26 protein-coding genes and 1 pseudogene are annotated in these 23,670 nt (G+C 45.0%); 11 read left to right on the top strand and 16 right to left on the bottom strand.

What is annotated here, in order from left to right:
- Positions 1 to 259 precede the first annotated feature (259 nt).
- From QUA88_RS11190 to hetR, 6 genes are all read left to right on the top strand, one after another.
- Entirely contained in the window at positions 260 to 2,053 is a 1,794-nt protein-coding gene (locus tag QUA88_RS11190; RefSeq protein WP_333271713.1) for an FAD-dependent oxidoreductase, read from the top strand.
- Positions 2,054 to 2,158: 105 nt separating this feature from the next.
- Positions 2,159 to 2,386 (top strand): heterocyst-inhibiting protein PatX, encoded by a 228-nt coding sequence (gene patX, locus QUA88_RS11185; protein ID WP_333053385.1) that lies wholly within the window; start codon positions 2,159 to 2,161, stop codon positions 2,384 to 2,386.
- 602 nt (positions 2,387 to 2,988) lie between these two features.
- Complete coding sequence (locus tag QUA88_RS11180) at positions 2,989 to 3,216, top strand: hypothetical protein (protein WP_333271710.1); 228 nt, start codon at positions 2,989 to 2,991, stop codon at positions 3,214 to 3,216.
- 152 nt (positions 3,217 to 3,368) lie between these two features.
- Positions 3,369 to 3,578: a hypothetical protein gene (locus QUA88_RS11175; RefSeq protein WP_333271706.1), complete on the top strand. Its 210-nt coding sequence runs from the start codon at positions 3,369 to 3,371 to the stop codon at positions 3,576 to 3,578.
- Between the two features lie 61 nt (positions 3,579 to 3,639).
- Complete coding sequence (locus QUA88_RS11170) at positions 3,640 to 3,801, top strand: hypothetical protein (protein WP_333181653.1); 162 nt, start codon at positions 3,640 to 3,642, stop codon at positions 3,799 to 3,801.
- A 268-nt stretch (positions 3,802 to 4,069) separates the two neighbouring features.
- Complete coding sequence (hetR, locus tag QUA88_RS11165) at positions 4,070 to 4,975, top strand: heterocyst differentiation master regulator HetR (RefSeq protein WP_333210401.1); 906 nt, start codon at positions 4,070 to 4,072, stop codon at positions 4,973 to 4,975.
- A 298-nt stretch (positions 4,976 to 5,273) separates the two neighbouring features.
- Here the strand turns inward: hetR and QUA88_RS11160 are convergent, their stop codons facing one another.
- Positions 5,274 to 6,140: a TIGR00297 family protein gene (locus QUA88_RS11160; protein WP_333260231.1), complete on the bottom strand. Its 867-nt coding sequence runs from the start codon at positions 6,138 to 6,140 to the stop codon at positions 5,274 to 5,276.
- Positions 6,141 to 6,151: 11 nt separating this feature from the next.
- Here QUA88_RS11160 and QUA88_RS11155 point away from each other — a divergent pair, with 11 nt between their 5' ends.
- Positions 6,152 to 6,583: a VOC family protein gene (locus QUA88_RS11155; protein ID WP_333053389.1), complete on the top strand. Its 432-nt coding sequence runs from the start codon at positions 6,152 to 6,154 to the stop codon at positions 6,581 to 6,583.
- Positions 6,584 to 6,616: 33 nt separating this feature from the next.
- On the opposite strand, the gene QUA88_RS11150 is transcribed toward QUA88_RS11155, so the two are convergent.
- The 4 genes from QUA88_RS11150 to QUA88_RS11135 form a co-directional block, all read right to left on the bottom strand.
- Positions 6,617 to 7,069, bottom strand: coding sequence for an HNH endonuclease (locus tag QUA88_RS11150; protein ID WP_333053390.1), 453 nt, complete (start codon positions 7,067 to 7,069; stop codon positions 6,617 to 6,619).
- Positions 7,070 to 7,071: 2 nt separating this feature from the next.
- The gene (locus QUA88_RS11145) at positions 7,072 to 7,344 is read right to left on the bottom strand and encodes a hypothetical protein (RefSeq protein ID WP_333044472.1); all 273 of its coding nucleotides are present in this window, start codon (positions 7,342 to 7,344) and stop codon (positions 7,072 to 7,074) included.
- Between the two features lie 145 nt (positions 7,345 to 7,489).
- Complete coding sequence (locus QUA88_RS11140) at positions 7,490 to 8,101, bottom strand: alpha/beta fold hydrolase (RefSeq protein WP_333053392.1); 612 nt, start codon at positions 8,099 to 8,101, stop codon at positions 7,490 to 7,492.
- 2 nt (positions 8,102 to 8,103) lie between these two features.
- Entirely contained in the window at positions 8,104 to 8,721 is a 618-nt protein-coding gene (locus QUA88_RS11135; RefSeq protein WP_333053393.1) for an alpha/beta fold hydrolase, read from the bottom strand.
- A 318-nt stretch (positions 8,722 to 9,039) separates the two neighbouring features.
- On the opposite strand from QUA88_RS11135, the gene QUA88_RS11130 reads away from it, so the two are divergent.
- Positions 9,040 to 9,501, top strand: a complete 462-nt coding sequence (locus tag QUA88_RS11130) for a hypothetical protein (RefSeq protein WP_333053394.1) — start codon at positions 9,040 to 9,042, stop codon at positions 9,499 to 9,501.
- A 104-nt stretch (positions 9,502 to 9,605) separates the two neighbouring features.
- On the opposite strand, the gene QUA88_RS11125 is transcribed toward QUA88_RS11130, so the two are convergent.
- The gene (locus QUA88_RS11125) at positions 9,606 to 10,763 is read right to left on the bottom strand and encodes a tetratricopeptide repeat protein (RefSeq protein WP_333053395.1); all 1,158 of its coding nucleotides are present in this window, start codon (positions 10,761 to 10,763) and stop codon (positions 9,606 to 9,608) included.
- Positions 10,764 to 10,858: 95 nt separating this feature from the next.
- On the opposite strand from QUA88_RS11125, the gene QUA88_RS11120 reads away from it, so the two are divergent.
- Positions 10,859 to 11,077, top strand: a complete 219-nt coding sequence (locus QUA88_RS11120; RefSeq protein ID WP_333053397.1) for a YgiT-type zinc finger protein — start codon at positions 10,859 to 10,861, stop codon at positions 11,075 to 11,077.
- 18 nt (positions 11,078 to 11,095) lie between these two features.
- Here QUA88_RS11120 and QUA88_RS11115 read toward each other — a convergent pair whose 3' ends face one another.
- From QUA88_RS11115 to sir, 7 genes and pseudogenes are all read right to left on the bottom strand, one after another.
- Positions 11,096 to 11,848, bottom strand: a complete 753-nt coding sequence (locus QUA88_RS11115) for a hypothetical protein (protein WP_333053398.1) — start codon at positions 11,846 to 11,848, stop codon at positions 11,096 to 11,098.
- A 53-nt stretch (positions 11,849 to 11,901) separates the two neighbouring features.
- The gene (locus tag QUA88_RS11110) at positions 11,902 to 12,342 is read right to left on the bottom strand and encodes a lysozyme inhibitor LprI family protein (RefSeq protein WP_333210353.1); all 441 of its coding nucleotides are present in this window, start codon (positions 12,340 to 12,342) and stop codon (positions 11,902 to 11,904) included.
- 151 nt (positions 12,343 to 12,493) lie between these two features.
- Positions 12,494 to 13,561: pseudogene (locus tag QUA88_RS11105) on the bottom strand (ISKra4 family transposase).
- A 176-nt stretch (positions 13,562 to 13,737) separates the two neighbouring features.
- A complete protein-coding gene (locus QUA88_RS11100; RefSeq protein ID WP_333231359.1) occupies positions 13,738 to 14,085 on the bottom strand; it encodes a type II toxin-antitoxin system PemK/MazF family toxin in 348 nt (115 codons plus the stop codon).
- A complete protein-coding gene (locus QUA88_RS11095) occupies positions 14,075 to 14,305 on the bottom strand; it encodes a hypothetical protein (protein WP_333053401.1) in 231 nt (76 codons plus the stop codon). The genes QUA88_RS11100 and QUA88_RS11095 overlap by 11 nt, the downstream gene beginning before the upstream one ends.
- Positions 14,306 to 14,385: 80 nt before the next feature.
- Positions 14,386 to 15,201, bottom strand: coding sequence for an RsmE family RNA methyltransferase (locus QUA88_RS11090; RefSeq protein ID WP_333053402.1), 816 nt, complete (start codon positions 15,199 to 15,201; stop codon positions 14,386 to 14,388).
- A gap of 240 nt (positions 15,202 to 15,441) precedes the next feature.
- Positions 15,442 to 17,433, bottom strand: coding sequence for a sulfite reductase, ferredoxin dependent (sir, locus tag QUA88_RS11085; protein WP_333053403.1), 1,992 nt, complete (start codon positions 17,431 to 17,433; stop codon positions 15,442 to 15,444).
- Between the two features lie 298 nt (positions 17,434 to 17,731).
- On the opposite strand from sir, the gene QUA88_RS11080 reads away from it, so the two are divergent.
- Positions 17,732 to 17,980 (top strand): chlororespiratory reduction protein 7, encoded by a 249-nt coding sequence (locus QUA88_RS11080; protein WP_333053404.1) that lies wholly within the window; start codon positions 17,732 to 17,734, stop codon positions 17,978 to 17,980.
- Between the two features lie 135 nt (positions 17,981 to 18,115).
- Here QUA88_RS11080 and QUA88_RS11075 read toward each other — a convergent pair whose 3' ends face one another.
- Together QUA88_RS11075 and QUA88_RS11070 are read right to left on the bottom strand one after the other, a co-directional pair.
- Positions 18,116 to 18,496, bottom strand: coding sequence for a hypothetical protein (locus QUA88_RS11075; RefSeq protein ID WP_333053405.1), 381 nt, complete (start codon positions 18,494 to 18,496; stop codon positions 18,116 to 18,118).
- Positions 18,497 to 18,602: 106 nt separating this feature from the next.
- Positions 18,603 to 19,778, bottom strand: a complete 1,176-nt coding sequence (locus QUA88_RS11070; protein ID WP_333053406.1) for a glycosyltransferase family 4 protein — start codon at positions 19,776 to 19,778, stop codon at positions 18,603 to 18,605.
- A 540-nt stretch (positions 19,779 to 20,318) separates the two neighbouring features.
- On the opposite strand from QUA88_RS11070, the gene serS reads away from it, so the two are divergent.
- Positions 20,319 to 21,599 carry a serine--tRNA ligase gene (serS, locus tag QUA88_RS11065; protein ID WP_333053407.1) on the top strand — a complete coding sequence of 427 codons (1,281 nt, stop codon included), beginning with the start codon at positions 20,319 to 20,321 and terminating at the stop codon, positions 21,597 to 21,599.
- Between the two features lie 277 nt (positions 21,600 to 21,876).
- On the opposite strand, the gene QUA88_RS11060 is transcribed toward serS, so the two are convergent.
- A complete protein-coding gene (locus QUA88_RS11060; protein ID WP_333260235.1) occupies positions 21,877 to 22,893 on the bottom strand; it encodes a hypothetical protein in 1,017 nt (338 codons plus the stop codon).
- Positions 22,894 to 23,670: the final 777 nt, after the last annotated feature.

Genomic DNA, 23,670 nt, shown 5'->3' with positions numbered 1-23,670 from the left:
TTGATTTGAGATGCGATCTGACTTTCACAATAACTAATTTTTTTTTTTACCGCAGAGGACGCAGAGGACGCAGAGGTAGAGGGAAGAGGAGAAAGAGGTAATTTTAAAATCTGTAGGGTGCGCCGCCTGTGTACCCTTACATTCAATGGGCGCCAACGCCGAACATCTATCCTCTGGGTGCTTGTGGTCGCACCTTACATGATGAATGAGCCTCTTGCAATCTAAAATCTAAAATCTAAAATCTAAAATGGTATTGCCCATGTCTTCGGTCTTAAAAGCAGATGTTTTGGTAGTCGGTGGCGGCACTGGCGGCACTGCCGCAGCCGTGCAAGCAGCCCGCCGAGGGGCCAAAACTATTTTAGTAAGTGAATTCCCCTGGCTGGGAGGAATGCTGACTTCTGCTGGCGTTTCTGCCCCCGATGGCAATGAATTAGCAGCTTTTCAAACTGGTTTGTGGGGCGCGTTTCTCCGGGAACTCCAGCAGCGACAGCCGGGAGGTTTGGATTGGGGTTGGGTAAGTTTTTTTACTTACGATCCCCGCATCGGTGCTGAAATTTTTGCTGATTGGGTTAAATGTTTGCCGAACTTACAGTGGATTTCTGGACAAATCGCTCATGATGTGCTACGGGAAAGATATCGCATTTCTGGCGTTCGGTTTGCAGATTTTACTGTTTCGGCCAAAATCACTTTGGATGCAACGGAATTGGGAGATTTGCTGGCTTTAGCGGATGTTGGGCACCGCTGGGGTTGGGAATTCCAAGCCGAGTGGGGAGAACCCAGCGCGCCGGCTGCCTCTAATGCTCTCACAGAGCGTTATTCGGTGCAAGCTCCGACTTGGGTGGCAATTATGCAGGATTTTGGTAAAGGTGCGGTGGCGCCAGAAATTCCCGCGCCGCCTGTTGAGAATCTCGATCGATTTATCGGTGCTTGGGACGGTTACACTCCCGAACAATTTCTCAATTACGGCAGGCTTCCGGGGGGATTGTTGATGATTAATTGGCCGATTCGAGGTAATGATTATGGTGAAGGAGTCGATCGACTCATTAAATCAGAAACATCTCGACAAGAATTCCTCCAAGAAAGTCTCTGGCACAGTCAAAGTTTCGCCCGCTTCATTCAAACGCAACTCGGCCCCCGCTACGGCCTTGCACAGAATATTTTCCCCCTTTCAACGATCGACAATCAACAAAATTCTTCCCTTCTTTCTTCCTTTGCCTTACATCCTTACTACCGAGAAAGTCGGCGCTTGCGGGGAGTACAAACAATCAGAGAACAAGATATTTTGCCTATTGTCGGTGGCAGAGTCGCGAAGTTGCCGATAAATTCTGAGGGCATTTGTGAAACAATTGCGATCGGGAACTATGCCAACGATCACCACTACACCAGTGGCGACATTCCCTTGCAGCCAAAATCGATCCGCTGGGGCGGCCGCTGGACTGGAACTCCGTTTACCATTCCTTACAGCGCGCTAATTCCTGCGAGTACGGACGGTTTGCTAGTCTGCGAAAAAAATATTTCCGTATCTCACATCGCTAACGGTGCAACTCGCTTGCAACCGACGGTAATGAATATTGGACAGGCGGCGGGGATGGCGGCGGCTTTGTGCGCGGAATCTGGATGTCAGCCGCGGGAGTTGCCGGTGAGAGTTTTGCAGGAAGCTTTGCTGCAAGATTCCGAGGCGAGTGCGGCGGTTATTCCTTTATTTAATTTGACACGGGATCGATCGGACTGGCTCGATTGGCAACGCTATTATCTCGATCGACCCCAAGCATATCCCGCCAGCGGCGAATGTCAGGAGTCAGTAGAAAAACCAAGCAGTCAAACAGCAAATACCCACAGCCAATTTTCTGGCATTTTCCGTCGCCTCGGCGAACAAGACTGGACACTAACGCTGACAAGCCCCGCATCTGCGGCCGGTCAAACTTGGCAACTCGTGACTTTGGACTCGGAAACCGACAAATTTTTACACAATTGCGAAACCGAAAAGCCTCTGACAGTATGGGGCCGGCTGAATTCGGCAGGTGCTTGGCTGCTGGCGGTAGCAGTAGAATAGAAGAGGTGAGGTTTTTTGCAGAGATCCGAAAAATTCACAGAAATTTATCCTGATAGATCGGGGAGAGTCCGTATCAGTTAATAGACACTGACACGGATACTACCCATGCAAACTTACACACCAGTTGCTTTACTGAGTCTTTTGGACGTTACTTTGAGCGCCACTGTCGTTCGAGCCTTTGAATCCCTCGTCGGACTGCTGGAAGTTGCCACCGCTTCATACATTTTATCCGCCCAAACCGAACAAAGGGGCGATCGTTCTCCTGAAAGAGGCAGCGGACGCCGAGAGTTCAGTGAACCTAATCTTTACACTCATCAACTACAAGCATTTTAATGACATTGGACGAAAGCGATTTCCGTTATTGAGTTAGTTTCTGCCGCCCGTGTCGAGCGCTGAATCTGATTTCCTGGGATGATAGTTTTTCTGGTTTCCAAGGCAACTGCATTTCTTGTTTACAGTCATTAGGATATTCTTTTATGTGATGATAGCATATAAACCTTAAACCGCCATCTATCGAGACATTGAAGCTCGTATTTGGCGGTTTTGTATATTATTGCAACCTTCTGGGTAGTGCAATTAGGATTTTTTTTTACTGAAGCAAGAAATTTTATTTCATTTTACATCGACTTCTGGCTGCTCTCATAGATCAGATGCTACGCATCTAAAGTGTCTGTTGCTTCGGAAGGGGGAGAGGGTGAGAAAGGGAGAGGGAAAGATAATTTTCCGCTTTTTATACAATGATTTTAGGAGACAATTTAAAGGCGCGATAGCTTAACTAAAGCCTTTTTCCTTCTTTCTTTTTCCTTCTTCCTTATGATTCCTGATTCCTGATTCCTGATTCCTAATTCTCTAGTTTGATAATTTCAGGGAAATTCATCCTGATAGGCCAGGGTAAATGTCGTATCTCTAAATAGATACTGAGACGAATACTACCCATGAAAACCTACACTGCAATTGCTTTACTGAGCCTGTTGGGCATTACCTTGAGTGCCAGCGCCGCTCAAGCTTTTGAATCTCCACTCCCCATGCTCGAAACTGGCACCGCTCAATATATGTTGTCAGCGCAAACTCAACAAAGGGGCGAGCGCGGTCCTGATAGAAACCGCCGCCGCAGAAATTTTACTGAGCCTACTGTTTACACTCATCCGCTACAAGATTTCTAATGGCTCTGGACGCAAGTGATGACCACAACTGAGTTGCTTCGGGCCGTTCATTTGATCGCGCGATCGGATTTTCTAGAATTCTAGTGTTTCATGTTAAGCGACAACTGCACTTTTTGTGGACTGTTCTGAGGAGATTCTTTTTTGTTTAAAAAATGTTATCATATAAACGGGAAACCGCCATCTACCTAGAGATAGATTCTAGTATGTGGCGGTTTTGTATTGAAAACGCTTCAAGTGAACAAGCACTAACCACAGGCCTCGGATCGTCTGGGTTTTTCAACCAATCTCCCTCGCCCTCCACGCCTTATTTGGGCGTTGCAGAATTTGAGGAGGATTCTTGTGGGGTGTCCCGCCTGCTGTGAAAATACAGCGGACTGGCTACGATATCCCATCCCACAAAACCATCAAAATCTTCCCGCAATTATGCAACAGCCTTATTTTAGTCGATCGAACCGGGTTTCGGCATCCATGACTATTCAAGAATTAGGGCATCGGAGTCGCCTCAAATTCCTGGGATCGCAACAGTTATTTACCTTCTCCCCCCCACAGGTAGGGTTTAATTTTCAACCGCTGCACTATAATTAACTTGCGATAACTAACTTATATATAGGTAAACTGTCAGCGCAGAGGGTGCAGCAATCTACTTAAATTGGCCACCAATAAGAACCACTTATGCGGTGTGGATAGCCTTTAAGCCCATGCCCCTGTTACCTCAGGGAAATTAACTAACCTGAATATTAGGGTAGCTGGCAAGCTTTCCGGCGACAGTCGGCTATGCTTGATTCGGCGCTCTCGCAATAATTTAATGGAGGATGACAAAATGCCTCCTAATTTGGCTATTTCGGGGATAGTGATGAAAAATGACTCTTTGGATCTGGTCAAAAGCCTCAGCCCTAGTGCAATGGATCAGATCATGCTATATCTGGCGTTTAGCGCCATGAGAACCAGTGGGCACAGGCACGGGGCGTTTCTAGACGCGGCCGCAACGGCGGCTAAGTGTGCCATTTATATGACTTATATTGAGGAAAAAAACAACCTGCGGATGACCGGACACTTGCATCACATTGAGCCTAAACGGGTGAAGGTGATTGTTGAAGAAGTCCAGGAAGCTCTGACTCAGGGAAAATTGCTGAAAATGTTGGGTTCGCAAGAACCTAGATATTTGATTCAGTTTCCTTATGTCTGGCTGGAACAGTATGGTTGGATGCCGGGACGCCCTCGCATTCCGGGAAACAATTTGACTGTAGATGAAAAAAAATATCTCGAAGGCAAGATTCCTCCGAATCCGCCTGATGCTCAACTGATCAATTCTTTTCAGTTTATGGAGTTGATCGAGTTTCTGCACAGGCGATCGCAAGAAGATATGTCTCCAGAAAGACGAATGCCTTTGAGCGAAGCTCTAGCAGAACACATTAAGCGGCGCTTGATCTATTCTGGGACAGTGACTCGCATTGATTCTCCTTGGGGAATGCCGTTTTATGCCCTCACTCGCGCTACTTACTCTCCGGCAGAGCAGGAAGAGCGGACATTTACTATGGTTGAGGATACGGCTAGATATTTCCGGCTGATGAAGGATTGGGCGGAAAAACAACCGAAGGTGATGCGAATTATGGAGACTTTGGATATTCCGCCGGAACGGCTCGACCAAGCCCTTGAGGAATTAGATGAAATTATTCGCAATTGGGCCGATCGCTATCACAAGCGGGGCGAACCGACGATGATTTTACAAATGGTTTTTGGGCCGCAAGACGACGCTTAGTTTGATTAACTATTAATCATTAGTCATGAGTTGATTGCTTGAGACTAATGACTAATGATTAATAGCTAATAGCCCTGGACGGCGCGAGCGACTTTTTTTCCAAAAATACTGCGTTATATCATGTCCGATCGAGTGACCGCGATTAAAATGGCGGGTTTTTGAGATTGTCAATTATTGGCAGATATTTTTCCTGAACCCGCCCCTACCGTATTAGGGGTAATCGACCGGACATAATATTAATCGTTGGAATTGTCGTAAAAAACCAAGTTGATTGGGCCGCGAATGCGTCCCGGATTAACTAAGTTAAAAAAGCTCTCCATGTCGCCGCTAAAATAATCGCTGCGATCGCTCCTATGAGTGTATTAAAAAAATTTACCACCTCGTTGGTCAGCCACTCAAACTTTGATTGCACCGTCGCCCCAATCACGCTCTCGATGTTCGTGGCAATAAAAGCCGCAATAACACAAAAAACAATTCCTGTCAAGTCAATTAAACCGACGGCCCAACTCAAAAGCGCAATCAAAATTGAGCCGACAATACCTGCGATCGTTCCTTCCAAACTTACTGCCCCTTCCGTACCCCTGGGTACAGGTTGCAAGCTGGTAATCAAAAAAGTCCGCTTCCCGTAAGCTTTGCCGATTTCGCTGGCGCAGGTATCGGAAAGTTTGGTGCAAAAACTCGCCGCGTAACCCAGCAATAACAGGGAAATAGCATCTTGTGGCACAGGCATCTTGCCTGTGTCTGCTAAAACAGACATCTTGCCTGTCTCTCCTAAAACAGACATCTCGCCTGTATCTCCTAAAATAGATAATGCCAAAACTCCCAAAGCGCAAAGAGTAGCGGTTAAAGCCGAACCCCAGACATTTTCTGGGCCTCTGGCGCCTGAACGCTTTTCGGCTATGCCTTCTGCTTCTTTTTGGGCTTTGCCGATGCGCGTAACTCCCGATCCGACAAGAAAGTAAAACATCACGACAGCATAGCCTTGCCATCCCAAACAGCCCCAGATGAGGACGCCCAATACCCAGCCGTGAAATTGCCCAGCAGGAGTGAGCAATTTTTTAGGAGCAATGGTGGCGATCGTGAGTAAAAATGTATTTAGGGCGATCGCCACCAACCAAGGATTAGACCAAGATAAATAATTAAAGAACAATTCTGAATTCGGCATTTAGTACCTCCATGAACCAAGTCTTATTTCATCTTGCCTTTCCCGTGACCGATATTGCCCAAACCAAAGCGTTCTACGTAGACGGGCTCGGCTGCGACCTAGGTCGCGAATCGCCAAATTCTGCGATTATGGGCTTGTGCGGCCATCAAATTGTCGCCCACGTCAGCCACGAACCTTTGACGCCTCAGCGAGGCATCTACCCCCGGCATTTTGGGTTAATTTTTACTTCCGAAGCTGACTGGGAAGCGTTGCTAGAAAAAGCCCAGCAAAACAAGTTAAATTTCTATCAAGAACCGAGACGGCGATTTGTCGGTTTGCCTACAGAACACCGTACTTTCTTCTTAGAAGATCCTTTCCACAATATACTTGAGTTCAAGTATTATTGTGAAGCTGAAGCAATTTTTGGTCGCAGCGAATACGCTGAAGTTGGCGATGCTGTTTGATTGCTGCGCGAAATAACAACCAGTTGCAGCATATCAACTTTCGGATTGAATCAAATCACCTGCTGGTGGATGTCGCCCTATAGCTTTGTCAGCAGTACGAATATTAATAACTCTTTCTCGATTTAAGACTAATGCTGTAACTGTAGCTCGTCCAATTGTAGTTAAACCAACTATTGATAATCCATCCGCCGACCAAATAAAATGTTCGTTCCAGGTATCTAGTCTGGGATTAAACAATGGTACTTCTACACTCGACTGGGTATCTATGGCTGTAGTTTTATCGGATTTTTGACGGTTGCAATGAAAGCAAGCTAGTGCCAAATTGTCAATATTGTTACTCCCTTTTTTAGTGAGAGGAATGATGTGCTCGATCGTAAACTCTACATACTGCCATTGTTCGGAAGCATGGCAATATTCACACAGACAGTTTGCTCTCTGACGAACTTGATTTTGGATATTCTCAGGAATTTGACGGCGAGCTGACATTTCTATACTGTAGGCTGAATCTGGCCCAAGAAAAGATTGCGGACAGTTCGATTGACAAAACTGAGGTAATCGTCGATTTCTTCGTAAAGATTCAGTTCTTGGTCTTCTTCGGGATTGAGTTGCAAATTTTGTTGTTTTTCCAACAGTTCTTCTATGCGATTTTTGACTGTTGTAGAGGCTCGAAAAATCGGTATTCCTTCCACTAATTCAATGCGAACGGCTCCTTCTATAGGCAGAGTGTCTCGCAGCTTTTCCAGTTTTGGCAGGACGATCATAATTGTTGATTTTATGGGTGTCAATTAAGATTATATCAATAAATTTTAAATCCGTCTAGCTAGACTCGAAAATACCGAAGACCGAACCCCTACTTTTAAAAAAAAATCGAGGTTTTCAAAGCAGAGCGTTTTACTTTACAGCCAGCTATTTATCAATCTTTAATGGTTCTGACAGTGCTTCAGCGACCGCTTTTAAACTGCTGGAATGCCTCGCCATCATGGCATGGGCAAAAACCGACAATTTTACTTCTTTGGCAACAGATATTTGGGAACTAGAAGCCGGTACGATGATGAAATCCCAATCTGTCCAAATCGAAGTAAAATTGAGCTTTTCCAACAAGGCAGAATCTCGATTTAAATCTTCCAGAAAAGCACTGCCGGGACGCATTTGGATACAGCCTTTTCCCCAGAGAGTGTAAGCCATCCAAGTACCGCTGTGAGGAGAAGATATGGCAATAAAGCGCTGCACTCTGTTAATGCCGCCTAACCTTTGCAGGTAGTAGCGAGTTACTAAACCGCCCATGCTCAATCCTACTATATCTAGATGCTGTTCGGGCGCAAAGGTTTTGTCTATATAATCTGCTATTTGTTGGGCTAATTCGTCTATGCTGGCGTTGCCCCAATGGGGCGAGAGATTGAGGGTGTAGACTGACCATCCCAGTTGGGTCAGGTAGGCAGACATTTTGTGAAAAATTCCCGATTTTCTGAAGATTCCGTGAATTAGCAAGACTGGGTTGCGGCTGAAATTGCTATTCATTTTTAAGTGGGAATTTTATTTTCTATAGGTGCTTTGAGTTCTTCAACTATTGCGTTAATACTTAGGGGTTCTGTCACCATTTGGCGGTGCAGCAAAACGTTGACTTTAACTTCTTTACCTACTGGCATTTGGGAGCTGTTCGCCGGTACAATCATTATGTCAAATGGCGTCCACATTGATGTAAAGTTTATGCGTTTGAGCATTGTCACATCTTGATTTAAATCGCGCAGCAAGCCACTATCGGGGCGCATATCCAGGTATCCTGGTAGGCGTAGGGAATAGGCGGTGAGGGTGCCGTGGTGGGGGGAAGAGAGGGTGATGAAACGCTGTACGCGGTTGATTCCTCCGAGTCGCTGGACGTAGTAGCGGCTGACGATGCCGCCCATGCTGTAGCCTACTATGTCTAAAGATTGTTCTGGGTCGAAGGTTTCAGAGATGTAGTCTGCGAGTTGCTTGGCGAGTAAGTCGAGGCCGAGGCTACCGTCGTTGGGGGTGAGGTTGAGGCTGTGGACTGACCATCCAAGTTCGGTGAGGCGGGCGGACATTTTGCTGAAAATCATCTTTGTGTCCCAGATGCCGTGTATCAGGATGACGGGATTGCGATCGAGCGAACTGTTCATTTGAAAAGAAAATTGCTTGCTAATTACAGCATAAATCACTCCCCTAGGGAGTTTTACCCGTACTAGGACAGCTAGCGAATCGGATCGAGGTACGATCGACAATGAGTGGGAATCCCTAACAAATTCTGAGATACTTTGTAAATAAGTGCAAAGCAGTGCGAGTATTTATACCTAAAATTTGCTTTGATGAGCTAGCTTAGATACAGCAAAATGTAAATTTTGATTAAGAAATGTAGACAAAAGTTGCCTTACCTCGTAGTCTAATTTTGTTGACAAGCTTGTAAAAATTTCTCTAAAAGAACAAAAGGAGTAAGTCTAATGTTTGGTTTTATCAAAAATTTCTTCGGCGGTATTTTCGGCTTTTTCGGCAGACTATTGGGCTTGAAAAAGTCTGAATATTTCCTAGATTTGGGCGAATCTGGAACGAAGGAACCAGCAAAAGTTGCGCCTGCGAAGGCTGAGCCTGTTGCGATCGCACCGGCAAAAGTTGAGCCTGTTAAGTCTGAGAAGTCTGAGAAGTCTGAACCTGCTAAGAAGGCTAAGGTAGAGAAAAAGTCTAAGAAAGACAAGGAACCAGTCGCTAGCGTTCCTGCTAATACTCCCGAACCTGCGAAGGTACCTGCGGTTGCAGCAACTAACGGCAAAGTGCCGAGTCAAGCTGAACCGAATCGGACTTTTGCTCCTAATAATTTAATGCCGACACCAACTGGAAGTCGTCGGAGCCCTGGCCCCAGCATGAACAATTTCCGGGAAATGGCTCGTCAGGTGAAAACGAAGTAGGAAATTGGGAATTGATAATAGGGAATTGGGCATGGGATAATTCCCAATGCTGGCGTTAACAATTTAAAAATGGGATTGCTCATTTTTAATTTTAACTATTTGTTCTATTCCCTATTTTCTGAGTTTCTGAGGAAGGCTAATCCGCTGTATAGCTGAAAAGCTGAGTCCCAAGGAGTTTCGGATTTGCGCTCGACTTCTATATGAGATTCGATCTTGCTCAACATATTAGTGTAATCGAGCACTGTCTCGGCAAAGGGCGTAAATTCTGACCAAACTGTAACGTCAAGCTGGCGATCGAATATTTCCAATAAGTTATTCCAGTTAATTCTGGTGGTACTTTGAGGAATTTGTTGAGAGTTTTTGACTGTCGATGTTTTGTTTTTCGGGTTCGGTGAAGTGGGAAGTTCGGCTGAAACTTTGGTAAAGTCAACTCCTTGTTGAAATTCGTAACTTTGGTCGCAAATTCGCAGAATGCAGTTTCTGCTGGGAATGTGTAAGTCACAGATTTGAGCGTAATCTTGCCGGATTTCTCTGTGGCGAAATTGATCCTTTCTTCGGTTGGGCGAGTAGTCCATGACTTCGATGAACATCGGCAACAAGCCTTCTACTCTTTGGGTAACTTCTGACCAGCTAAATTCGATCGCACCGAGTCGTGAGAGTTTATCTTTGCAAACAACGGCTGGAGAAGAGAGAGACTGGAAGTGTTGCACTCGGAAGATTTGGATTTTTTGAATATCGCTTAAGGTTGCCCAAAATACGGGAATGCCGGCGTTGAGGAGTTCTTGACCGTAAATTCGCAGTTCGGCGATGGGGCCAGTTTTGTAGAGTCTCCAGCCACGGCTTTGGATTTGCATCCGGGTGGTGTAGGCGTCGATTTTAAAGATTCTGCTGATATTTTGTACGACTGCGGCTTTGTTTTCGGGACTCACGGGTTCGAGGATGAGGAGTCCGGGTTCGAGGTTGCTGGGGTCGTTTTTAGCAGTTTCTATGGCTTGTTGGCGGAGGTTTTGTTGTGCGGTTTCAATCCGTTGAATAGCTTGGCGGGTCTGGGAGACGATTTTGGGGTTGGTGATGTCGCGGAGTATTTGTTTGTAGGTTGTTTGGGCTTTTTCGAGCTTGTTGGTGAGTTCGTAGTAGCGGGCGATATAGTATTGTACCCACGGATTTTCGGGGGAGTCTTTTTGTAGTTTTTTGATGAGTTGGGCAGCTTGTTTGTATTCTTTACCATCGAGGGCGGCGACTATTTCTTTGATGTCTGTCATGGCGATTGGGGGAATGGCGTTGTTTCTATCTTGGCTGATGTTTGGGTGGTTTCGCCACTGGTTAAAAAATTTTGCTGTTGTGTTAACTTATAGATATGATATGCCGGAAAGAAACAATGGTGGAACAAAAAGTAACTTACACGCTTGAAGTCAATGGTAAGTTTATTATCATTGAAAATGTTCCTGCTAGAGTGTGTGTGGAAACGGGAGATCGCTTTTTTTCACCTGAAACTGTGGAACAGTTGCAAAAGATGATTTGGGAAGAGAGAAAGCCTATTAGGGTGATTAAAACACCTGTTTTTGAGTTTGCTTAGCACTTGGTTTAAATTGAGTTAAAGCTGATTGGAATTAACGCTTAATGTGTAAGTACCTTTGCTTGTGCGATCGCCTCCTTTAACAACTATTTTATAAGTGCCGTTACTAGGCAATTTTACGGTGAGTTGAGACTCTCGGCGATTCTGGGAGTTGCCTGTTTTTTGGGCAATATTTTTGCCGCTGGTGTCGAACAGTGTTATGTTGTGGTCGAATGCTCTGCTTTTGAGGTCGATCGTCATAGATTGACCTGCGCGTCCTTGAAAGGTGTGTTCGCTCTTGTCGCCGTCTTTGAGGGTTCCCCGCTGCTGTAGGAGGGAAAGGGATGTGAGTTTTGGTCGATCGACATTGCTCAATTCTAAGCCGTAATTGGTCATGGGTACATCGAGGCCATTTCCGTTTCTGACTGCGATGATAAAGGCTGTTTTGTTGTTGGGGTCTCGGACTATTTTGTCAATAAATTGGGATTGTATTTGTTTTGCTGTTAGAGGTTTAGGTTGGTTGAAGTTGGGTTGTGAGGTACAGAAAAGCACGGATCCGTCTAGATAGCGGGCGGCGTAGAACCAATAGTTTTGACCGTTAGTTGTAAATTCGTTTCTGCTAAAGATAGTGAATCTTTCAAGTTGCGGTAATTGCTGGTTGCTCTGGCAATTTTTATCGATGTATATTTCGTTGGCTGATGGCTGTCGCTGGGCGAAAACTGCTGGGACGGTGGTGGTGACAATTGCTGAGATGAGGGTGAGGGTGAGGGGGAAGGGCGATCGGGTTTTCATAAATACTTGTTTCTATTTATTGTTGTCAGGTATTGTACGCTGTACTTCCTATTCTATCTCTGTTTTAAATACTTTTCTAATTCCGCAGTGCGCTGTTTCGTCATGCGATCCAAACATTCATTGAGGAAACCTCCATAACCCGTACCGCCACGATTTTTATAAACTTCAAATTCACAGGTTTTATCTCTTAACTGAATCCACCCTAATTGTGCTTCGGAAAGTTGCGCCCGCTCTTCGCCGCTCAATTGGGAAATCAGTTGTTTGTAAATCTCGTTCAGTCGTTTATCCGAGGCTTCGTAATTCAACCGAATACAAGCTCTGACTTGCACATCTCCTTGCGGGCGATCGCAATTAATCTGTTGAGCAATGGGAAAGCTCGGAGATTGTGCAGAAACTGATGTTGTACTGAAAATTGCTACAAGCGCGTGAAGCGAAGCTATCCCGTAGGGAATCGACCAAAAGCGCGATCGACCTTTCCTCAACTCTATTTTCATGACTCGTCAACCCATTTATCTGATAATTCCTCTTAACACGAGACAGAGTGGATTTGATTAATTTAAGTATTTTTTTATATTTAAGCTGTCACGCATTTAAATTGCATATTCAGGGCGGGCTAGACGGGTGCATCTCACTTTGGCAAATACATCAAATTGAAAGTTGACCGTTGAGATAAGCACAGCGAAGAGAAAGGATAGAGGGAACGCTCTCAATTTTCCATTGCGCTCCTGATATTTTCACCCTGAACCCAATTCGTTTAATAATTGATTCAACTGTTCCCGAACCAATCGAACTTATGGACTCCTCTTTATAGTATTGGTAGTTGACTATTCGGCAGCGATGGGTCTCTAAATAGTTACAAAATATTTTAAATCCTTTTTTTGTCATCTCTTTAAATAGATTGATAACTTCATCTATTTTACCTTGCCACAACATATTTTCTGCTAACTTTAAACGTTTTAGCGAACCTCCTACCTTGTAAAGATTTTCTTTCAGATGATACCAATCTAAGATTTCTTGTCTTTGTTCAGTATCTCCTATTTCTTTAAATATGTTCCAAATTCCGGCATGACCATCTCCTAAACAATACATAGGATGTAGTAATTTTTGGCTATTAGTCCAATCAATTAAATCTTGATTATTTTGAAAAAATGCTCCCGAATAAACATTATCTAAACAAATGGCTTTATAGTCTTTCCAATAACACCCCTCGCCTTTGGTTTCGTTGCGTAGCCTGACTTTCCCGCCATCTAATGTAATTTCTTGGACTCCTTGTTTAGATGTAGGTAATTCAAATTCTTGTCGTTTGACTAATCTGTGTAATGTACTATGAGAGACTTTGACCCCCGTGAAAATTTCTAAATCTTTTTCTGCCATTTGATAAGATTCGTTGGCACTGATTAAAAGACAGCATTTTTCCATCATTGGACTGAATTGACTATACGCTTTCAATCCAAAATATTTCGCTTGATTGTCTGTAATTTCGAGCGAACCGACTATTGATTTTCTTTTTCTGGATTTTCCTGTTTGAATCCCTGATACTGCTGAAAAAAAAAGCTACCTAGTTCTGGTCCCACTTGTTCTAGCATTTTCTGACGGAGAGATTTTTCTATGCTGTCAAAACTTTCTAACAGGCGTTGGATCTGTATTTCTGTAAAGAATGGATGCTGCCGCTTTTAAGTAGGCTTTTAGCTGTTCTTGGTCTGAGGGTGTCATTTTCTTTACCTCATATTTTTTGGCAATTTTACTAGCTTTTCCATTTTAACCCTTTTGCGACATATTCGCCAAAGTGAGATGCACCCGGCTAGACGGCCCACCCCACAAGAATTAGATTGTTTTTTGACATTCTATTTAAATGCACAACAGCTTACTGAATTAAAACGCCTTTTTTATCAGATTCCAAAAGTGTGCTTGAGTGCTGCATCCACTGCCACCATATCCGACAAAATACCAATTTTGCGATCGATTTCAACTTCTAGAAGAGTCACAAGATTGTCTGTCATAATTACCGAGTCAGCTAGCAATCCCGTTTGCTGCCCTTCCGGTGTTGCTAGGGAAACAAAAACCCGGCTTGGGTGTCCTGAACGGGCTAAGTTGCTAGTAATCATTGCCGTAATTGTTTGCCCTAAACCAGTCCCCAGATTATTAGCTTGAACTATCAAAGCTGGACGGCGTTTCGCAGTACGCAAATCCGAGCTGGGAAACAAAACCAAAACCACATCACCGCGACTATAAGGCATCGTAAGCATCCATCTCCGGTAGTTCCCAATCAGGAGCAAATCTACTCAACCGAACCCGTAAATCTGCTGCTTCTTCCTGGTTGATACCGCGAGATTGCAAGTTTACTAACCCTAATTTTGGCATAAAAGTAACAATAACTTGCGCTTCTTCTATGTCGGCAGGCATTTCCAATAACTCAATTTTGCCATTTCGGTATATCCCCTCTACTGACTGTAACATATTACTCCTCTGATAATTATCTATTTACATTTTAACTGCGATCGCCAAACCCATCAAGTCTCCGATCGGCTTGGTGGATATTAGCACTTCTCAAAGGCCGCGCCAACTAAAGACAAAGCCACAATCGGAGCTGTCACCGCTCTCAGAATTCTACTCCCCAAAGAAACAGCTTCAAAACCAAATTCGATCGCCCTTTCCACCTCACCCTCAGTCCATCCACCCTCCGGGCCCGTTGCTATTACTATCGATAATTCTCCCCCAGGGGGCGGGCACGGGGACACCGCCCCTACAAAATGGGGTTCTAATTCTTGCTCCCCCCTTACCAAGGGGGGCTGGGGGGGTTCTAAATTACCCAACAAACAATCCCACAAATGCCGATTTTCCCCGCGAGCAACACAAATAAATCGATATTTTTGACCGCAATTTTTCACAGCAAAATCAAACGAAATCGGCTCGAAAATAGTCGGCACAAGTTGACGTTCCGACTGTTCCGCCGCCTCCGCAGCAATTCTTCTCCACCGATCGACTTTTTGATCGCTTGGTTTGAGCAAAGTTCGATCGCTCGTTACGGGCACAATACTTGCCACACCCAACTCCGTCCCCTGTCTCACAACCTCGTCAAAGGCGTTTCCCTTGGGCAATGCAGCCATCAAAGTTACTGCCACGGGTAGCTCCCTGTCCACCGCAATCTCCTCTGCTATCGAGGCAAATAACCCGCTTTCCTGGGCTTCTAAGACTGCTAACCACCAGTGTCCCCGGCCGTCCATTGCAATAAATCGATCGCCCGGTTGCAAACGTAGCACTCGATTTAAATAATGCTGTTGTTCTCTAGTTAGGTCGATTTGGCGATCGCAAATTTGAGCTGCTGTAACTGCTAATCTTTGTAGTTGAGGCATTGAATTGGGATTGTTCGTTTTCTATTAGAGATTTTTTTTATTTAACCGCAGAGAACGCAGAGAACGCAGAGGAAGAGAGAATGAGAGGGGATAGGCAGGGGGAGTTTCAATTGTTCAAAAAACTATAAAGGCAAAGCATCTACAACCGGAATTATTTTACAAATTCAAGTTTTTTTCTGCAAATGCTCTGCCTTTATATTACTTTTGCCAGAAGTCTATTGAATACTATCGAAAATCGGCTTATCCTTCCTCCTTAATCTTCTTTAAATAAGTGGAAATCGCTTCTGTAGCTAGCTGCGTGATCGGCTTGCCCTGACGGGCTGCTTCTTCCTTGAGCTCGTTGTAGATTTCATCGCGGACGCTAATTCGACGGCGGACTTTGCCGCCGCCAGCAGTGGCAGTCTCGTTTTCATCGCCGTTACTAGACGTAACTTCTAATTCATTTATCTCAGTTGTCATCGAGTCAGCAGATTGGTAGTTGGTTACAAATTGACGGATAGATTCTAACCCGACGCGATCGCAAAAATTGCCAAAACTCTCGCTCAGTTGCCGTTTTTGCTTGAAATAAACAAAAATCGGCTCCAGAAAAGCTTCAAAATCCTTGACGTGCAGCTTTTCCTCAATGGGTTTTGCCAGCCGCGTTTGGTCGGGAGAACCGCCCAGCCAAATCTGGTAGGATTCCGGGGAACTCCCGACAAACCCCAATTCTGCCATATAAGGACGGGCGCATCCATTTGGGCAACCAGTCATCCGCACCACAAAATGCTCGTCTGCCAAGCCAACTTTGGTCAAAAGTGCCCGAATTCGCTCTAAAATGCTGGGAATCACGCGCTCAGACTCGGTAATCGCTAACCCGCAAGTCGGCATTGCTGGACACGCCATCCCATAGCGCACTAGGGGGTCGAGATCAGTTTCTCGCTGAATGCCGCATCGATGGAGTATTCCCTGAATTTCTTCTTTAACATCCGGCGAAACATCGTAAATCAGCACGTTTTGGTGTGGCGTCGCCAGTATCGGCAAGTTGTACTTCTGCACGATTTCCCGCAAAGCTGTTTTTAGCTGAAATGAACCTTCATCCTTGATCCGGCCATTATCCACGGAAATGCCGACAAACAGTTTGCCGTCTCCTTGTTCGTGCCAGCCCAAGAAATCCAAATACTTCCACTCTGGCAGCGGTTTAAAGGCTTCTAGCGGCTTGCCAAAATATTCGGCTACTTTTTCGCGGAACCACTGTACGCCTTTGTCGTTAATCAGGTATTTCAGCCGCGCGTGCCGTCTGTCTGTGCGATCGCCGTAATCTCTCTGGGTTGCTACAATTGCCTTGACCAAATCGTAAACATCGTCCTTGGCCACATAGCAAATCTCATCCGCAACCCGCGCAAAAGTCTCTTCTTTGTTGTGAGTACGGCCCAAACCGCCGCCAGCAAACACGTCAAAACCTTGCAACTCGCCAGCTTCATTGGTAATTACCACCAAGCTCAAATCCTGAGAGTACAAGTCAATTGAATTGTCTCCCGGCACGGTAACGGAACACTTGAACTTGCGCGGCATATAATGGCTGCCGTAAATCGGTTCTTCTTTGTCGTCGCTAAAGATTGTGCCGTTGCCGTTTTTCTGTCTCGCGGCCTTGACTGCGGGGTCTTCCTCGGCTGAAACAGCTTTTTCGCCGTCCAACCAAATTTCGTAATAAGCACCGGTTTGCGGTGTCAGCAAATCGGCTACATTGTTGGCGTATTGCAGCGCATACTGGTATTCTGGGCGATTTTTGTACGGTGCTGGCGGTGCCATGACGTTGCGGTTCAAGTCGCCGCAAGCTCCCAAGGTTGACCCCATATTTTTAATAATTGAGGAAAACACTACTTTAAGATTTTTTTTCAACACGCCGTGCAGTTGGAAACCTTGGCGCGTTGTAACGCGGATCGTGTGGTTGCCGTATTCTTCAGATAGCTTGTCTAGGGCTAGGTATAATTGCGGCGGAGTGAACCCGCCGGGATTGCGGGTGCGGAGCATGAACTGATAGTCTTTTTCTTGTCCTTTAACTCGATTGTCGCGGTTGTCTTGCTGGTACGAGCCGTGAAATTTGAGAATCTGAATCCCCTCTTCGGTGAAGTGGGTAGTTTCTTGTAACAGTTCAGTCGCAACGGGTTCTCGTAAATAGTTGCTGCGTTCTTTCAGACCTTCTGATTTAGAGGGTTTGCGCGCAACAGGGGTTGAAGTGGAAGATGTGATCATGGGAATGTATAGTGCCAGTTATAATTAGATACAGCCGATCGAATATTTCTTGACAATTTGACACTTGACAAATTTGCACTTGACAAATCTCCTCAGAAATGCTGTGTCGGATCTGTTGACAACTCGGTTAACAAGTAAGTTAACAAGTAAGTTAATAACGGTAATCCGCTAGGAATTCTGATGTTGTTCAATTGTAACACGATCGAGCCGGGGCTGAAAAATTGTAATTAAGAGTTTATACTTTCGATCGCTTAAGTTTACGAAACTTTAGAAATAATTAACCTCAACCTTTGAAACTATGTCACTGTATGACGAAGACACTTTTGTGGTGTTAGAAACAAACCAGCCAGAGCAGTTTTTGACGGCGGCGGAACTGTTAGAAAAGCTGAAAGCCGTCTTAACCGAGAAACACGAAGATTTGCCGCAGGAGGTGAATAAAATATCTGGCGTGGAAGATCAAGCCAAGTATTTGATTGATACTTATTGTGAATTAGATGTCGGGCCTGGAAATTTTTTGCAGTGGTATGCAGTGCGCTTGGAAAAGTAATTTTGGGAATTGGTTGTTAGTTATTGGTTATTGGTTATTGGTTATTAGAGCCAACAACTAAGAACTTAACAACTAACAACCAAAAACTACTGACAAGTAACAAGTAACAAATAACCAATAACCAATAACAACTAACTATTCTTCTAACTGTTGAACCGATGATACTTCAACTGCGGTAACATCGATCGTACCGGGCGGTGTCAAGCGACTAAAATGACCTTCCTCTATTTTCAGAGGTTCGCCACAGTTGGCACACTGAAGCTGAGTTTGATTTAAGGCTGTAAATTCGTATTGACAAACTGGACACTTGTCCTCAATTAAATTGCTTTTCAGCCACCACTGAAGCGCGAAAAATGCAACCACAGGCGTCAGCAACAAAAAAGCTACTAAAATCAACACTGATTTAACTATCCAACCCAAACCAATAGACACCAACAAATACGCGATGCCCAGCAGTATCAGCCAATTGCTAATACGGGGTAGCTTGAAAGATATTTTGGGGGTGCCTTGGTTCACGGTGGTCTCCTTGGGTGTCTTTGCAGGTAGGCATAACTCTATCCTACTCAGAAATTCAGGCGGTCGATCGAGTTAATTTTCCCATTGTACACCCAGAAACCGCTCTCTACGGCATAAGCTGATCTGAGTCAGAGGGTTGAAAAATTCCTAGTAAGGATTGACAAAGGGATTCAAAACTAAATCTTGCCAGGGTTTGTTCCCTCAACCAATGGCGATCGCACCTTTTATCCTCTCCTCGCAGCATTTCCACACAAGCAACCGCTACTGCTGCCGAATCTCGGTGAGGAACTCGCCACCCCAGTTTACCATCTTGCAGCGGATCTGCCGACCCGTCCGCGTCTCCCGCCAGCACGGGTACTCCGCAAGCCAGCGCTTCCAAATAAACTATACCGAACCCTTCCTGGGATGGCATTACATAAGCATCGGCTAACTGGTAATATGCTGGTAATTTTTCTGTCGCTACAAAACCCGCAAATATTACTCTTTCGCTAACTCCCAAATCATCAGCGAGTTTGGCTAATCTAGATCGATCGTCTCCCCGTCCAATAACTAAGTATTTCACATTGGGAAACGTTTTTGCTATTTGTGGCAAAGCTTGAATTGTGACATCGACGCCTTTGTAAATATCCGTCGATCGCAATCTGGCTACAGTCATCAATATTTTAGCACCAACCAAATTGTACTGCTCTAATAAATCCTGTGGCTTCCGCCCAGTGGTAAATATATTTTCATCTACCGTACAAGGCACTATTTGGAATTTTTCGTGATTTAAATTGTTAATTTCGCAAGTACGCGCGGCGAAGCTATCCCGTAGGGAATCGCGCGTGTACCTGCTAATAGTCCAAATACTGTCAGCTTGTCTCATTGCTGTTTGATATTTAGGCGGAAGCGGTTCCCAAACTTCCTTGCCATAAGTTAAAATTGTGTAGGGAATTCCCAGTGGCGGGCATAAAGTTTGAATTAGCGGTGCGAGTTTGATGTGACCGCAAAAAACCCGCTGCGGTCGTTTTTGCAGCAATCGAGTTAGTAATACTGTAGCAAAATTAAGACGACCAAACCAGAGATTCTCGGTTTTGAGATAATAAAATTTCAGATTTTTTGAGTTGTAAGGATTGTTGCAGTCTTCGGAATCTCGCAACAGCAAAACTTCAGCTTGCGGGGGCGAGTTTGTCCCTGCGGTTATTGACTGGTAAGCTTTGAGAATATCTTTAACGTAGGATTGAATGCCGCCTTCGCTGGCAAATATTTCTAGGAAACAGAATAGGTGATTTGTCGATCGCATTTTTCGATCCAATTAAAACTCCCGCCAGATTTCGATGATGCTGGGAATTCTTCGCGCACCATAGCCTATATATAGCCTGTTGTCGAAGTAGTGCGCGCGCGATCGACTAATTTTCGGATGCGGGCGCAGCATTGGATCGAGGGAAACCATCCCCGCGCGCCACATCCGGGTAGCAAACCCCTTCTGGGGTTTTCTTTTCGGTGCGACAACAAAAAACCCCTGCCATCGCTGGCTGGGGTAGAAAATTATCAGGGTGCATCTACTAATGTGCTCAGTATAGCATGATTTGTGGGGTGTCACCCCTGATGGGTGACACCAACGACGATTATTTAATGACAATAACTTATAATCAAGGCTGTAAATGATTAACAAAGCTTGTACTTTAGACCGTATTGTCCCTGTTAATCTAAGATAGGACAGGCGCAGGAATCCTCAGAAACCCCGTTGATTCCTAGATTTATCCTTGCCAAAGCCAATATTTTCCCAGAAACCGGGTTTCTGAGCGCAAGTCCGATAAAATTTAAGATTTAGAATAAATCTGTGCTAGACCTCAAATTAATCCGAGACAACCCGCAAGCCGTGCAAGAAAGCCTCAACCTGCGCGGAGGTAACTATGAAATCGAGCCGATTTTGCAATTAGACAAACAGCAGCGGGAGTTGGAAGGCAAGCGATCGCAACTACAAGCCCGCAGCAACGAAATTGCCAAACTCATCGGTCAAAAAAGAAAATCGGGTTTACCCCTCGAATCTCCCGAAATTCAGGAACTGCAGGCAGAAGGCAACGCCGTCGGCACCGAGTCGAACGAACTGCAAGCACAGGAAAAAGACATAAAAGCTCAAATAGAAGCTTTATTGCTGCCACTGCCAAACTTGCCTGGTTCCTCAACGCCGATCGGCAAAAATGAAGAGGAAAACGTCGAAATCCGGCGCTGGGGAGACGAATATATACCCCAAAATCCCGGTATTTTACCGCACTGGGAAATCGGCGAAAAATTAGGAATTATCAACTTTGAACGGGCGGTAAAAATTGCTCAGCCCCGCTTTGTGAGCTTAATGGGAGCTGGGGCAGCCCTGGAAAGATCGATTATTCAATTCATGCTCGATCGCCACACAAAAGCTGGTTATGTAGAAGTGATTCCCCCACTTTTAGTTAACACTGAATCTCTCACAGCTACGGGTCAATTACCCAAATTTGCTGAAGAAAGTTTCAAGTGCGACCAAGATGATTTGTGGTTAATTCCTACTTCCGAAGTTCCGGTTGTCAATTTGTACAGAGGTGAAATTTTGACAGCAGAACAGTTGCCAATTTATCACTGTTCTTACACTCCTTGTTTTCGCCGGGAAGCTGGCAGTTACGGCAAAGATACGCGGGGATTAATTCGATTGCACCAATTTAATAAAGTTGAATTGGTAAAACTCGTGCATCCGAGTACCTCCGAGGCAGAGCACGAAAAGTTAGTGCAGGATGCTGAGGGAGTTTTGCAGGCGCTGAAATTGCCTTATCGGGCGATCGCGCTATGTACCGGCGACTTAGGTTTCGCGGCCGCCAAAACCTACGATTTAGAGGTGTGGCTGCCATCTGCGGGCAAATACCGCGAGATTTCCAGTTGTTCCAACGTCGCAGATTTTCAGGCGCGGCGGGCAAATATTCGCTTTAAAGAAGCGGGTAAAAAAGGCACTCAATTCGTTCACGCGCTGAACGGTTCGGGTTTAGCTGTGGGCCGGACAATGGCGGCTATTTTGGAGAATTACCAGCAGCCCGACGGGACGGTAAAAGTGCCGGAAGCCTTACAACCCTATTTGGGACGGGAAGTTTTGTAGGCTGGTTTGTGGTGCTGTTAAATCCTCAACTTCTTCCCAATCTCCATTATATCTAATCGGCGCTTCATCAGAATTATATGAGTCCGGCCGTCTATGAGATTGTTGGTTTTAGGGAATTATTGTTGGTAACGAGCTCCCTTGTATGGTGCGTCGCTATGAGATTTTCAGGTTCCCAATTAGATGACTGATGGCGACGCACCCTAGGATGTCTCAGGCTCGACAATTCATCCGTGTATCCGTGTCAAAATCAGTGTTGTGCCTTCCTTCTTCCTTCTTCTTACAGTTTTAGCAACGCTTCCTTGATATCCAGCGCTAAAAATCTATCCAATGCTAGATACATCCAATAAACAGATAACTGACTATCGCTGCTAGTCTTCTGAAATCCCAAAGCCAGGGACTGTTTTTCGTACATGGGGTGGATCATCAGGGTGTACAAGTCGCAAAGATTGGGAAAATCTGTTTGCATTTCGCCTAAAACTTTTTGTGAGTCTTCGAGAAAAGCAATGCGGTATTCTGACAAATACTGCGGATCGATCATCCAACTGCGGACAAATACTGACTGGCAATTTTGATCTCCTGGTAACGCCATTTTGAAAGGATCGATATCGGAAATAGAGCTTAAATGAAGCCCTTTACTAGGAGCATTAAAAAAATTCACTTCCGATTCGCTAGCTGTGGGATAAAGTAAGTAAAAGCCGACTGGATTTAGATTATCTGAGCGGCGCAAAACTCGCATTCCCTTTGAGTATTGATGGGCAAAAAGCCGGAGTATTTTAGCAATTTTGTGGGGAACTGTGTTAGTGTTGCGGTTCATCCAGTTGTAATTGGTGGCTAATAAATTGGCAACGATAATTGCGTCGCACCGAGGGTTGAAATCATCTAATTGGAGTTGTACAGGCTTTTGAGGTTCGGCGGTTTCTAAAATTTCTGAAACTGACTGAATTTTAATTGCCGTAGCGTTACCATCAAAGTGTTTTGCGATTAATCCGAGTGCTGCTAATTTATCTAACATCATTCCGGCGGCGCGATCGCTCCCGCGATCGGAATCGCAGTAAAATAGTTCGGCGGCTTCCCGGTGAGTGCACTGCACTTCTGTTGCGGGTACTTCCAGTTTCGCCAGCGGTGGTTTGAGACGGGGCTGGCTTTCCTGAAGCTGTTTCACCGATAAGTAAACCCAAAGCCTGATAAAGCATTCAGCCCTAGTGCGGGTTACGCCTACTCGTTTCATCAACAGCGAAACAGCCGTGCGGCGTTGAGAAGGAGAATACCAAGTATCTAGTTTTGCAATATCCATTTCAGTCGGGAAGCTGCGAAGGAACTCTAGTTACATATTGGCTCAATTACATAAAACTTCACCCCACTTCAGGTTATTTGTTGCCGCTGTTGCTCAACTTGCCTGATTTCCGGCGAGTCTACAAGATAGCTGCTTGCTCGTTGCAAGTTTACAAATCACAAAGCACAATCAATTTTAAATATTTTATGACCCGACTAAATTAGCAACTTTAGAGGTTTACGTCATGTACAGTGCTGATACCAATTTAATATGAAGCTGCCGAGAATAAAGCTTCAAGAATGAAATTGTAAGAAGATAGCGAACTGCGACAGTTCAGGTGTGATTTGTTGCAGAACAAGGTTAAGTCGTTCATGCAATAGGGTTCTTGGAGCCTCTATCGATATTTGGAACTGCAAAAAGAGATGAGGAATGTTTAAAAGTATGGTGCTACTTATAGCAATCTTTGCAGGAGTCGTAAATTTTTTACCCCACCCCAACCCTCCCCGAAATCGCGGGGAGGGAGTAAGAAATTCACAAATGATTTAGGATGGCTATAAGCTGTTGTGCATTTAAATTGTATATTTCGAGTCCCGATCGAACAATCGTCAAGTCCTCTCCCCCGATCCCCATCGGACCCTCTCCCTCTCTAATACCATAGGCAATCTAGATGCAACACAGCTTATGTAGGGTGCAACCTAAGCACCTTACGACTATTTAATGACTGCCAACAATCTAGATAAACCCGCCCCCACACAATGAATAATCTGCATCAACGCTGTCTGTGAACGCATCGAAAAA

The organism is Microcoleus sp. D3_18_C2 (assembly GCF_036702395.1).
In the GTDB taxonomy this organism is placed as follows: domain Bacteria; phylum Cyanobacteriota; class Cyanobacteriia; order Cyanobacteriales; family Microcoleaceae; genus Microcoleus.
Note: the sequence above shows the minus strand (reverse complement) of the source record. Positions and strands in the feature narration are given on the sequence as shown.